General features: G+C 27.8%; 15 protein-coding genes. 11 read left to right on the top strand and 4 right to left on the bottom strand.

Translation table 4 applies throughout. The annotated features are described in order from the left end of the window. Genes ybeY through NW238_RS00470 form a run of 3 tightly spaced genes read right to left on the bottom strand, consistent with a single transcriptional unit; the run spans window position 1 to window position 2906 of the window. Window positions 1–456 (bottom strand): rRNA maturation RNase YbeY, encoded by a 456-nt coding sequence (gene ybeY, locus NW238_RS00480; protein ID WP_216505173.1) that lies wholly within the window; start codon window positions 454–456, stop codon window positions 1–3. Window positions 457–478: 22 nt separating this feature from the next. After that, a complete protein-coding gene (locus NW238_RS00475) occupies window positions 479–871 on the bottom strand; it encodes an MAG1140 family protein (RefSeq protein WP_216505174.1) in 393 nt (130 codons plus the stop codon). Next, window positions 846–2906 (bottom strand): Mbov_0121 family peptidase domain-containing ABC transporter, encoded by a 2061-nt coding sequence (locus NW238_RS00470; protein ID WP_216505175.1) that lies wholly within the window; start codon window positions 2904–2906, stop codon window positions 846–848. The genes NW238_RS00475 and NW238_RS00470 overlap by 26 nt, the downstream gene beginning before the upstream one ends. Before the next feature lie 99 nt (window positions 2907–3005). Between NW238_RS00470 and NW238_RS00465 the strand changes: the two genes are divergently transcribed. From NW238_RS00465 to NW238_RS00415, 11 genes are all read left to right on the top strand, one after another. Then, window positions 3006–3449, top strand: a complete 444-nt coding sequence (locus NW238_RS00465) for an RpiB/LacA/LacB family sugar-phosphate isomerase (protein WP_216505176.1) — start codon at window positions 3006–3008, stop codon at window positions 3447–3449. 157 nt (window positions 3450–3606) lie between these two features. After that, on the top strand, window positions 3607–4833 hold the full coding sequence (locus NW238_RS00460) for an AEC family transporter (RefSeq protein WP_216505178.1): 1227 nt from the start codon (window positions 3607–3609) through the stop codon (window positions 4831–4833). Between the two features lie 179 nt (window positions 4834–5012). Next, window positions 5013–5777 (top strand): hypothetical protein, encoded by a 765-nt coding sequence (locus NW238_RS00455; RefSeq protein ID WP_216505180.1) that lies wholly within the window; start codon window positions 5013–5015, stop codon window positions 5775–5777. Then, entirely contained in the window at window positions 5768–7129 is a 1362-nt protein-coding gene (locus NW238_RS00450; protein ID WP_373422547.1) for an MAG4530 family protein, read from the top strand. Before NW238_RS00455 ends, NW238_RS00450 begins: the two co-directional genes overlap by 10 nt. After that, window positions 7122–7544, top strand: a complete 423-nt coding sequence (locus NW238_RS00445) for a hypothetical protein (protein WP_171111205.1) — start codon at window positions 7122–7124, stop codon at window positions 7542–7544. The genes NW238_RS00450 and NW238_RS00445 overlap by 8 nt, the downstream gene beginning before the upstream one ends. 79 nt (window positions 7545–7623) lie before the next feature. Continuing rightward, window positions 7624–8673: a YihY/virulence factor BrkB family protein gene (locus NW238_RS00440; RefSeq protein WP_216505183.1), complete on the top strand. Its 1050-nt coding sequence runs from the start codon at window positions 7624–7626 to the stop codon at window positions 8671–8673. Between the two features lie 106 nt (window positions 8674–8779). Next, window positions 8780–9856: a DnaJ C-terminal domain-containing protein gene (locus tag NW238_RS00435; protein WP_258451611.1), complete on the top strand. Its 1077-nt coding sequence runs from the start codon at window positions 8780–8782 to the stop codon at window positions 9854–9856. A gap of 62 nt (window positions 9857–9918) precedes the next feature. Beyond that, window positions 9919–10392, top strand: coding sequence for a hypothetical protein (locus NW238_RS00430; RefSeq protein WP_216505185.1), 474 nt, complete (start codon window positions 9919–9921; stop codon window positions 10390–10392). A gap of 71 nt (window positions 10393–10463) precedes the next feature. Further along, entirely contained in the window at window positions 10464–11141 is a 678-nt protein-coding gene (cmk, locus tag NW238_RS00425; protein WP_216505187.1) for a (d)CMP kinase, read from the top strand. Then, complete coding sequence (gene der / locus NW238_RS00420; protein ID WP_216505189.1) at window positions 11131–12441, top strand: ribosome biogenesis GTPase Der; 1311 nt, start codon at window positions 11131–11133, stop codon at window positions 12439–12441. The genes cmk and der overlap by 11 nt, the downstream gene beginning before the upstream one ends. Before the next feature lie 136 nt (window positions 12442–12577). Continuing rightward, entirely contained in the window at window positions 12578–12850 is a 273-nt protein-coding gene (locus NW238_RS00415) for an HU family DNA-binding protein (protein ID WP_216505194.1), read from the top strand. On the opposite strand, the gene recU is transcribed toward NW238_RS00415, so the two are convergent. Continuing rightward, on the bottom strand, window positions 12843–13328 hold the full coding sequence (gene recU, locus NW238_RS00410; RefSeq protein ID WP_216505195.1) for a Holliday junction resolvase RecU: 486 nt from the start codon (window positions 13326–13328) through the stop codon (window positions 12843–12845). The two genes, NW238_RS00415 and recU, sit on opposite strands and share 8 nt — an antisense overlap. Window positions 13329–13389 lie beyond the last annotated feature (61 nt).

Here is a 13389-nt window from a genome sequence, read left to right as displayed (position 1 = left end):
TTATTCCTCTCTTGTAATACCTAATGGGTTGAATATACTATCAACCATTTTGTCCATTTCAACTTTTTCGATTTCCGTTTCATGATCATAACCCATTAAATGAATTAATCCGTGAGCAAATAAATAACAATACTCTCTTCTCACAGAGTGATTAAATTCAATGGCTTGAGACTCAACTTTTTCGTGACTAATAATTAATTCACCAATCGGTAAAATCGGTAATTCATTATAGAAGTCATCATTTCCAAAATCAAATGACAAAATATCGGTTGCGTAATCCTTACCGCGGTATTTTTTGTTTAATTTTTTGATTTTTTGATTATTTACTATCGAAACATCCAAAACAATTGTTTTATCGATATTAAAATAATCTTGTAGATTCCTTAATATTTGTTTGTATTCATTTTCAAAATGGAACGATGTACCATTTTCAATATTAATATTAATTTCAACCATATGTAAATTATATAATAATGACCTAATACTCCATTGATATAAAATTAGATAAAATCGAACCTTTGTCATAGTATAGTACACCTTCAATATGCGTGTTTGAAATTAGTCTCATATTTCGTGGTAATTTGTAAAAAGTAACTAAAACATTTTCATTTATTTTTTTAACTGCACTTACCTTTAATAGGTAGATTTTATTATCATAGTTTATTGATATTTCTTTATTTTTTTCAATATAGAATAAAGACCTTTCAGGAGCTAATAGCACTAAATTCTTCTTTTCATCAACAATGAAATTAATCTTAATAGTTTTTTCAATCTTATATGTTAACACGAAGTATAAAACAAAAATGGATAATAGGGTTATAGCAGCCAAGTATAGTCAAAATCACTTAGTTAATTTTGTTAATTTTGTCAAAATCTACCTCCTTGTTTACATGCACATATTTTTTATTATGGTTGATTTCAATAAAGAAAGCATCTTTTTGATATTCTTTTATTTTTCGAATCATCAATTTAAATATTTTTTCATCAACATTATCAAAAGCCTCATCTAACATTATAAGTCTATATTTTTTAGTAAATAGTTTAAGCAGCACAATAAATTGTTTTTGACCCTTAGAAATGTTAGAACCATTATTAACTAGTTCTGTATTTAAATTCAACCTTAATAATTCCATTAATTCATCCAATTTATATTTTTTAATATTTTCCAATAATGTTTCTTGATTTTGTTTATTATTTGATGTAATAAATTCAATAATATTGAAAGATGGTAGATACGGATCAGAAGTTATCAAAATCGAATTTTCTTTAAGATTTTCATTATCTATAAAATCGAGATCTATATCGTTAATCCTAATTTGACCTAATCAATTGCAAATTCTGTAATTTAGCAAATTTAATAAAGTGGTTTTTCCACTACCGTTAGAGCCTATAATTTGAGTATTTTTTGCTAATACTAAACTTTTAATGTTTAGAATTTTTTTGCCATAATCATACCCGAAATTAATATCGGTTAATTCAATTTTGTCTATATTTTCAATTTCAACCCCTTCACTTTTTATTTTAGATTCGTTTAGATTTAAAATAAAATTTACCATTTGAATATGTTTATTAACAATATTTTTCATCATTGTTATTGCGGTTAATGAAGTAATGGGTTGTACAAAATAATTTAATGTTGTAAGAACCATTACTAATGTACCAACCGTTAAAGAATTCTTGAAAATTAATAGACACCCTGTAAACACAATAATCATCCCCAAATTTCCAATTACCAAATCAACAAGTAAATTGTTCGAATTTTTTTTATTAAACATTGAATAATCTGCATTCATACTTTTAAGCATCTTTTCCCTTCTTCTTAACTCTTTATAATTTTGATCAAGAGAAGAATTAAAAGTATTTAGTGTAAATATAACATCTAAATCTGATTGTGCTTTTTGATGGGTTTTTGAAATAAAGTCATTATATTTTCTATTAATATGCATTTGAAAAATAACATTTGTAAAAACAGCAAATATTAAGAATATTAAAATTATCAAAAATAATAAATAATTCAATCAGATTAGTAAAACACAACTAACAACAATTGACGCTGTTTCTATAAAAAAAGAATAAACAAAATTAGCTTTATAATTTGCGATAAAATTAATATAACTAGCCCTCTTTATTAGTTCGTTATGTGTCATTTTATTCAATTCATTAATCGGCAATCTTTGAATTTTCAAATAAAAATTCTCAGAAATTTCTAACTCGATTTTATTGGATAACTTTCTTATAATTATGTCTTTTATCGAAGAATTTATAAATCGGAGAATATTTATTCATAAAAATGAAATAAATAAAACAGTTAATGTTTTAACTAAATTATTGGGTAAGACATAATCAAAAGTTAGTTTTACAAAAAATGAAGAACTAAATGTTAATATAACCGATAAAACGGCAAGTAATAATAAACCGAATGTTTGTTTTGTAAATGTAAACATTGAACTAACTTTGTCTTCAATTTCATTTATGGTTTTTTTGTTTTTTGAATTATCCAATTTATAAGCAAAAATGATTACATTTTGGTAAATAGATTTAAACTCTTCAAAAGAAAGTTTATTTCTACCACCAATATTAGAATCTTGTACCACTAAACATTTATGCGTAATTTTCTCTACTATTAAATAGTGTGCTAACCCATTATTTTTAACTAATACTAAAAAAGGGAAATCAATTCTATTAATATTTTTAATTGAATCAAAATCTGCATTATATGAATCAAGTTTTACTCCGTGTTGCGTTGCAATTTCACTCAAGTTCGCTAAATTTATCCCTTGTGAAGTATAGTGTGCTTTAAGTTTTAAATAATTTATATCAACATATTCTTTATTTAACTTCATAAAAAGATATTGCAAAACGTGCAAACCACAGTCTTTAGAATCATATTGTTTTGTAATTTTCATATCATTTATTAGCAGAAAAGTGGTTGCTTTTTAAAAAACGGAAAAAATTAATAAAAACGGATACTTTTTACTATAATAATCATAAATGTAAGGAGAATTATGAGTAAAAAAATAGTAGCTATGGCTAGCGACCACGGTGGTTGCAAATTAAAAAATGAATTAATTAGTTATATCAATGAACTTGGATATGAAGTTGTAGATTTAGGCCCAGCCGATTCATCAACTTCTGTTTCTTACTCACTACAGGGTCATAAATTAGCCAATTATATGAAAGAACATAAAGTGAGTTTTGGATTAGGATTTTGTGGAACAGGTTTAGGTATTTCATATGCACTAAATCGTCACCATGGAATTCGTGCTGCGAGAATTACTAGTGTCGAAGATGCTCACTTAGCAAAACAACACAATAATGCCAATGTTCTAGTTTTGGGCGGAAGACAAGTACCACTTGATGAAGCTAAAGCAATGATTAAGGAATATATCAACACCGAATTTGAGGGCGGTAGACACCAAAATCGTATTGATGATATAGAGAACTTTTAAACAAAGTGCTGACTTTGTTTTTTTATAAACTTACTATCATCAAAAATCTATGGGAGTATAATCAATAATTATGCGTGAAGTGTTTATATCTACTATAACCAACTCTAACCTCATTGGTGTATGTATTGCGAGCATTTTATTGATATCAATAGGTTATTTGTTCACTAAATTTGGAATTTTAAAATCATCTTGAATTAACTCTTTTACTAAAATTATTCTTGAAATTTCAGTTCCAGCAATAGCTCTAAAAGGATTTATGTCGAGCATTTCCCTTAATAAGCTCAAAGAGCAAGCATGAATATTGTTGTTATCGCTCCTTTTTTACATAATTCTTTGCTTTTTTGTTTGATTATGAGTTAAATTTGATTGAAAACTACCAAAATTAGTTAAAAATGCTTCAAACAAAACTATGCTAGGCACAATTTCAGCCACTACGAATAATGATGTGCCAAAAGAACGCGCATTAATGATGTTTATACTGATAATTTTTGGGGCTACAGCCACATTTGGATTGCCTGTAATTAGCGAATTTTATCAAGGAACATCGCATCAAGCCGGAGCAATAATTAGTGTAAGTATGTGGAACATTCCGCAAAGAATAACTTTATATACATTTGTTTTTGTTATTATCTCTGGTATTAAAATGAATAAAGATAACTTTAAACAAACATGTAAAAAGTTAGCAACCAATTCAACATTAATGATTACGATTTTAGGTTTATTTTTATGATTAACTCAGTTAATTCCAGGATTAGGAAACTCAACAAAGGATATTGACCCTATTCCAATTGATGTTTTCGCGAAACAAATAGACGGTGTTAATTATTTCGACACAATAGAAGTTGTTAAGAAAGCAAAATTTGGTACTAATTTCAACTCTATTTATATTGCAAAAGACTCAAGCAAATACATTTTTGATGTCTCTAAAAATCTTTACATAGCAACCAATATCGAACCTACTGGATGAATGGATTTTCACACAACCATACCTTATGTAAATAATGTTGTTTTAACATTATCACGTTTATGTACACCGCTTGTCTGATTAACAGTTGGTATGAAAATGAGTGAAAAACGCCTTAGAGAAGTTTTTACGGATAAATATGTTTGGTTATACACATTTATAAAACTAATCATTGTTCCGCTAATCATGCTTGGAATCATGTATTCATTCTATACTGCTAAAAAAATACCAGCCGAAGTTTGTTTAACTATTGTTGTTGTTAGCGTAACGCCTCCGGGAACGGTTCCTGCTGCTCTATCATTAATGTATAATAAAGCACCAAACTTCACTGCGAGAGCTTCGGCGCTTTCAACAATAATGTCAATAATTCTAATTCCAGTCTTCATTGTACTTTGTGAATTTATATTTAAATTAACATAACAGCGTCAAAGGCTGTTTTTTAATTAAATTTTGAAAATAATTATCAAAACAACTACTATAAATGGATACTTTTCACATTTTCCCTTAAATCAAGGTCTTGACTCTGTAGTTTGGATGGCAATTAATATTTTATGGATATAATTTCAGTATAGTATAAAAAAAGTTTAAATGGAGGAAATATGCTAACAATTTATCAAAATGAAAATGTAAACGCGGTTGCAATCGAGTTAGATATCTATAAATTTAAAAATGAAATTGATACTTTGAAGAAAGAATTTGAAGAAAATATTTCAAAATTAAAAATGAAAGAAAATTATGGACTCATAAATTATTCATTATTTACAATTCAGCGCAAGAGTCAAAGTGTCTTTACAGCTGAGGGAAAATATGATATAAATCACTTTGTGGACCAAAACGATTTTAATAAAATTAGCAATAAAATTGATATATGTTTTAAATCATGATATGACTTTCATAATGCAATCGGCGGATCTATTAACTACGTAATTGATTTATTGCAAAAAGCTGATCCGCTTTGATACGCGGCAGATGCCTTAGGAAATAACTTATCGCATTTGAATATTGATTCTATACCGGAGCTACAAGTCGCATTACAAGGAGGAGTTTTGGTTTGCACGCTTTTAGGTCAACTTCAAAACTTAAAAGAATATAATTCTTATTCCAAAGCATTTGTTATCCAAATATTCGGAAAATTAACAAACATTGCCGAATCAAAAGATATAATATTAATAATGAATTCATTGGAGGAGGCACAAAGAGCTTTAAATAATGTCACTTCCAAATGGAATAACTTCATTTCACTAAAAATCTCAAAATCTAAAGTAAATCGGGTTTACGATACAGTAAAAACGATTTATGAAATTGCGTATGAAAAACTAATGGAATATAACAGAGATATTATGTGAGGTACAACATGTTATTAAAAGATAAAATTAATTTTTTAAAACAAAAAAACTGAATCAAAAACAGCTTGAAAAGATATTACTTATTTTTGTTTCTTTCTACTCTGCTTTTTTCAGTAATTTTATACATTTTTGTTTTGGTAAGTACCAGTAATTTTGAATTATTTAATATCCTGAAAAATAAAAATAAAGGACAAGATATAGCTTTTAAAACCTACGTTTATTTGTATATTCTACTAATTGTTTTATTATTTTTGCAGGTTATTTGATTCTTAAATTCGCTTTCAATAATTTATATTAACAAATATTATGAATATAACTGATTCAGGGCATATAAATGATTAAAATTGAAACTTTTTGTTACTCTGAATATAAGAGTTTTGAAACAAATGACTACTAAAAACGAACAAAAGGATGATGTCGAAAGAAATATAATTTTCAGAATGCAAAAAAACGGTTTCGTTTTGCATGGTTCTAAATCACTTGAACTAAAATATAAAGATTATTTCAGAAAGGCAAACGATTTAGATTTCATTTCTTATGAAAAAAACTGTAAATTAAATAATATTGGTAATTTAAAAACTATTTACAACGATGGTTTATTTGCAAAATACTCTTATGACAATAAGCCGGTGGAAATCTTCTTGCCTAAATTTATACAAAAAAACAAAATTTGAAACAAAAATGGATTTTTCCTTCCAAAACGCTACTTTTTAATTTCAATGAAAATACACCAACTTTTTAAAAGTTTCATGCTTAGTAAAAAAAATCTCGACAAAAGTGATGAAAAAGTAGAAAATGCGTTGATGGATTTAGCATTTTTGATATCAAAATCAAATATTTTAAGTATCAAAAAAATTATTAGTCACATTGAATATATGTATTTTTCAAATTTCTTTGTTTCCTATTTTATGAAATCCGATGCGTTTGTACCCACAAAAGATAATATTAATTCTTTCTTAATTTATATTAATTCCAAACTCAATTTAAATGGTCATCTGTTTGAATTAAATGAGTTATTTAATTTAATTTTTAAAAAGATGAATCTCAAAAAATTTAATTTAATCAGCAAGAAAATTAATGAAATAATCAAAGATAAATATAAATTTGAACAGGAAATATTAAATATTTCTACACATAAAGATAAAACAATTTGTAGTCTGAAAAGAGTTTTTTCCTCAGACAATGAATACAATATTTTGATGTCTAGATTTAAAGAAATCGATTATAAAAATCTATCGGGAGTTTTAAACTCACTTATAGACGAATTCAAAGGAATACAAAACGAAAACAATGGAAGTATCAGTATTGACATCAGGGAGCTTTTACTTTTAGAACTAGCCAAAAGATTAAGAAAGGAAAATTATGAATAAAAAAAATTATCGCACATCATTAATTTTATTCTTAGTAACTTCTTTAACCTATTTATTCATTTCAATAACCGTTTCAATATTCTCTATCATTGAACAAGTGAATAAATTTGCTGCTCTGCCTATGTTTACATTTATATCGTTAATGTTTTGCTTTATGATATTTGCAGGATTTACATCTTTATATCAATATATCAATTCTTGTGTATTTATAGAATATAGAAAAAACTCTCTAATTATTGAAATAATAGTAATTTTATCAGTATTTGCATACTTTGCTATGATTGTGACATGAATTCTATTACCTGTGAAACATTATATCAATATCTTTTTATCGTTTTCAATTGTTATCACAGTGTTTACGATTATTTCTATAGCATTGACAATTAATAATTTATTATTAATAAATAAAAAATAAACACTCATAATCAAGTCCTTTAATAAGCAACTCAATATACTTGTGTTGCTTTTTTCATAAATCTCCATATAATATTAATATGAGCAATAACGAAGAACAAATTTACACTGGCCAAAATCCAAAAAAAATAAAAAAGGCATATAATAAAAAGATTAAAAAATCAGTTATTAATAAAAGTGTTATACCTAACGAAAATAAACAATGGTGATTACTAGAAAAAATAATCAAATTTTTTATTATGCTTATTTTGTGAATTGCAACTCCAAAAACTACATGGAAAAATAAAAGCAAAACAAAGGAATTAATTGATAGAACGTATAATCGTTTTACCGCCAAAGATCTAACTTTTATACCAATTTCTCTATCATTTTATTTTTTGGTTTCTTTTGTTCCTATCTTAACGGTAGTTATTGTCCTACTTTCATTTATTCAAGACTACAATAATGTATTTTTAAATGTAATATTAGTTAGAATCATTCCCGGGGTTGAAAACCTAATTAATGTGCCAAATCTTAATATTAATCACGGTGTACAGTACACAACAATTGCCATTTTATTATTAACATCAACATGACTGGGCTCAAACGGCTGAGGAAGATTTATTTACTCACAAAATTACATTTATGGACATGAAACATTAGGAAACTTCTTCATAAATAGAATTAAGGGGTTTTTTATTGTTGTTAGTATAAGTATTTACTTATTCTTAGTAACCGCATTTTATATTTTTATCTATAAATTAATTTCAACTAATTTAAACTCAGTTGGCGAAAAAATATTTTTCTATGTTTCTTTCGATATTTATTTAATGATAGTCTTATATTTTGGTTTTACTTTAATTTACAAACTAACACCAAGTTTTAAATTATCGTGAAACTCTGTATTACCGGGCGTTCTTATTGCTTCATTTCCAAATATGTTATTTATTGGTGCTTTTGGTTATCTTACATCGTTAATTAAATACAACCAATATGGAGCAATCGGAACTTTTATGTATATTGCTTTGTTCGTATCATCGCTTTCTTACTTTATTTTCCTAGGTTTAATCGTTAACGAATCCTATTATAAAACTTACCATTCTAGCTACACAATTGCAAAACGTGAATGACTTTTTAAAAAAATTAAATAAATTTTTATTGAATTAGCTTTTTTATCTAATAAACTAATTTTATTATGTTATTTATCACGGCAATTTAATTTAGCAGTCTAATTATTATTGTGCTAAAATATAAGTCATGAGTAAAAAAGATTATTATAAAGTTTTGGGCGTTTCAAAAGACGCAACAGAAAAAGAAATTAAGCAAGCGTACCGAAAACTTGCGATGCAATATCACCCAGATAAGTTAAAAGATGGAACCAGTGATAAAAAAATGCAAGAATTAAATGAGGCGTACGAAGTTCTAAGCGATAAACAAAAACGTGAAAACTACGACAAATATGGTTCTGAAGAAGGGCCACAAGGATTTAGTGGTTTTGGTGATTTTAGTGGTTTTGGTGATATCTTCAGCAATTTCTTTAGTGGATTTGGTGGATTTGGCCGTAATTCATTTGAACCATCACGTGGTAACGATATGTTAATGCGCTTACAGATATCATTCAATGAATCAATAAGAGGTAAGGAAGTCAAACAAAATCTAGATAAATGAGAAGTATGTAGCCATTGTAACGGTCATGGTGGAGAAACACCTGCCGATATTGTTACTTGCGACTCTTGTCACGGTAGTGGGCAACAGCAAATTCAACAAAGAACACCTTTCGGTATTATTAATAACACTTCGGTATGTAATAGATGTAAAGGTAAAGGAGAAAAAATAATAAATAAATGTAAAGTTTGTTCAGGAAAAATTTACATCAAAAAAGAAAAAGTTGTAACTTTTTCAGTTCCCGCCGGCTCTGATAATGGTGATAGAATCAAACTTAACGGCTATGGTGGTCGAGGTGAAAATGGTGGCCCTTCAGGAGATTTATATGTTGAAATTAATGTTCAGGCTCATCAATTTTTCCAAAGGGATAATCTAAATATTTATCTAGAATATCCAGTTTCATTTATAGATATAATCAAAGAAAACGAAGTACTTGTACCCACTCCTTTTGGAACAGAAACTATTAAATTACGAAGAACTTATCAAAACGGCAAAACACTTGTTCTAAGCGGCAAAGGTGTTAGAAAGAACAATCGTGCCGGTGATTTAAAAATATTATTGAAGGTTGTTATTCCAGAACTTTCAACTTCAGACCTAAAAAAACTTTCGAAAGATCTTGAGCAATATTCGGATACAACAAACACAGATTTCATTAAACAATTCAAATAAACACCAATCGGTGTTTTTTCTTTATTTTAATCTTAATTATTATTTAAAATATAATATATATTATGAAAACAAAGAAGAACCAAAATTTTATTGAACATCTTAATCACAATGACTATAGCCAACAAAGTTTATTTGCTAGTTTTCTGGAAGCAGATTCTGAATTTTTAGAAGATGTTTCAACTTATTACAAGTTGAAACCAAATAACTCACTTATTTCAATTATGATTGACCCTTGCTTATTTGCTTATAAATCAAAAGTAAACGACGTTATCAAATATATTGAAGTTAGAGATTGATATGACCTTCAGGTTAATTTAGGAATACTAACTTCTAAACTGTCTAATTTTAAAAAAGATATATTTAAATCAGTATCATTGCAACGGAAAGATATCTCTAAATTTATGAATGAAAATGTATATGAAATGTTGAATAGCGGTTCAAACTTAGATTTGGGTTTAGAATCTCGTTTTAATAACGAAGATACCGTAACAATGGCTGAATCAGCTGAAATTGTCATAAATAAAGTACAACTTTAATTCAAAAATGATATTTTTTAGTAATATTAAATAATATAAATTATATTGGTTTCAATTCAAATGGAGGATTTATGAAAAAAATAAATGTTGCAATCGATGGGCCGTCTGGTGCTGGCAAATCGACTGTATCAAAAGAAGTGGCGAAGCGTCTAGGATATACTTTTATTAGTTCTGGTAGCGTCTATAGAGCCATAGCTTATGTTGTTTCTAACAAAAATATTGACCCTAAAGATGAAAAAGCAGTAAATGCTATTTTAGATGACCAAATTTTAAAAATTAGTTTGGATGAACATGAAAGAATATATAGCGACGGTGTCGATATCAGTTCATTAATTAGAGCCGATAAAATATCGAAAATTTCATCAGATATTGCCGTTTACAAACACGTTAGAGAATACGTTGTTAAATACATCCAACAAATTACTAAAGCTAAAAAAGGTTATATTATGGATGGTAGAGATACAACATATCGAATTATGCCTTATGCTGAAGTTAAAATATTTTTAACCGCTACTGCTCACGAGAGAGCAAATAGAAGAATCCTTCAAAACAAAGAATTGGGCTACAATACAAATTTTCACCAAGTTCTCAAAGAAGTCCAAGCGCGCGATGAACAAGACTCTAACAGAAAAAATGATCCATTAAAAATTGTTGATGATGCATATGTTATTAATTGTACAGAGATGAATTTTGAAGCCGTTGTTGTTGAAATAATAAGATTAATAAAGGCGGTTGTAAATGAGAAATAATGTAATAGCAATCATTGGAAAACCAAATGTTGGAAAAAGTACACTTTTTAATCGTTTTGTTGGCAAAAAAAGTTCAATAACATACGATGAACCAGGTGTTACAAGAGACAGACTATACGAAACTTTTGAGTGGAGCGGTAAAGAAATTAGAGTCATTGATACCGGTGGTATAGAAGTGGAAAATAGACCATTTCAGGAACAAATCAGAACTCAAGCAAAAATAGCTATTGAGGAAGCTAATGTAATTATTTTTATGGTTGACGGTTCTGCCGAAATTACAAATGATGATCAAATGATTTTAAGCATGTTAAGAAAAAGCGAGAAGCCTGTTGTGGTTGTTGCTAATAAATTGGATAATACCGACATGTTTAACTGATCATGATATTCATTGGGAGCTGACAAAATATTCCAAATTAGCGCACAGCATGGCCATGGAGTGGGAGATGTCCTTGATGAATGTCTTAAAAACCTATATTTGGATGACGAGAAGACTGACCGAAACTTTAGATTATCAATTATTGGTAGACCAAATTCAGGAAAATCATCGCTTCTTAATCTCCTTTCTGGTGAAGATCGTTCAATTGTTAGTGATATAGCAGGCACAACCAGAGATAGTGTTAAAACGGTTGTGGAGTTAAAAGGTGAAAAATTTGAGATTGTTGATACTGCCGGCATTACTAAGAAAAGCAAAATCGTTGACATGATTGATAAATATGCACTAATGCGCGCGATTTCCGCACTTGATGAATCAGATTTATCGATTATTATGATTGATTCTTCAAGAGAACTAAGTCATTTTGATGCGCGTATAATTGGCTACGCACTTGAAAATTCAAAACCAATAATTATTGCAGTAAACAAATGAGATTTAATCGAAAAAGAAACAAACACAATGATAAATTATGAAAAAAATATGAGAAACAGATTTCATTTTGTACCATGAGTCCCCTTCTGTTTCATCTCGGTATTGCATAATAAGCGCGTAGATAAACTAATTGACACAATCATTAAAGTTAAAACAAATCTTGAACGGGATGTAAAACCATCATTACTATCAAATTTAATAAGAGAGACACAATTAATACAACCTGCTGCACCATACAATGGAGGTAGATTAAATATATACTTTGCCAGAAAATTATTTGACACAAGAATACCAACATTTCTAATCTTTGTAAACAACAAAAAATACTTACACTGAAGTTATGAACGTTATATTGAAAAACAACTACGCCAAGTTATTGATTTTACGGGTTGTCCAATCAAGTTAATTTTCAAAAATAAATCAGGACTTGAGTAATAACCACCTTTTTTCAATACTTTTGGGTAATTATTCATAGTTTATCAAACACAAATTAGACAAAAATTGTTATAATAATATTGCATGATTATTATGACTGTATACAAATAATCATTTATACATGAAAGGATGCATTATGACTAAAAAAGAATTCGTGGCAGAAGTAGCTGATTTAATGGATGTACCAGTTAGAGTTGCAAATGATTTTTTCGATAAATTTGTTTTTGTTCTTAAAGAGCGTTTAACAAATGATGAGAAAGTACAATTAAGTTCCTTAGGAACTTTTGAAACATCAATTAGAAAAGGGCGTGAAACTCTAAACCCATTTACAAAAGAAAGCATTACAATCGAACAAAAACGTGTTGTAAAGTTCAAACCATCTAAATACCTTAAAGATGTTATTAACTAAAACCTTTAATTATCGGTAAGAAGTCAATCACACCAGGATATGTGAGTTCGACTTGAAAACCGATTTTTTTTATTTCATCATAGCTCCATGAATTTTTTCAATTATCTTTGAGATATACTGAATTAACAATATAAAACTCATCAACATTGCTAAATAAAATTATGAAAAAAGCAAAACCACCCGATTTATAAATTCTGTCTAAATATTCAACTTGGTGTTTTTTAATATTACTATTAGGCAGTCTAAATTCATTAGTGGATTTAGCTTCAAATGCAATAAAACGACCTTCAAAACAACCAATATAGTCAACAGTACTCTTCTTGAAAATGTAAGCATCAAACAATTGACGGTTTTCATTAATTTTATAAAACTTAATTGGTAAACTTTTTTTCTCTATGAAAGCCAAATTATTTTTTTCATAATAATTTATTGTTTGATTGATAATTTTCTCTAATAACATTCCGCGGTTTTTCTTCATACATTGTCTTTTCCATTTTTTTGAAAATGTCATCTTAAAATGGAAAAAATTAACACTTTTA

This window comes from Mycoplasma zalophidermidis (assembly GCF_024742155.1).
Taxonomy (GTDB): domain Bacteria; phylum Bacillota_I; class Bacilli_A; order Mycoplasmatales; family Metamycoplasmataceae; genus Mycoplasmopsis; species Mycoplasmopsis zalophidermidis.
The sequence above is the reverse complement of the archived record's forward strand: the minus strand, read 5'-3'. Positions and strand labels throughout refer to the sequence as shown.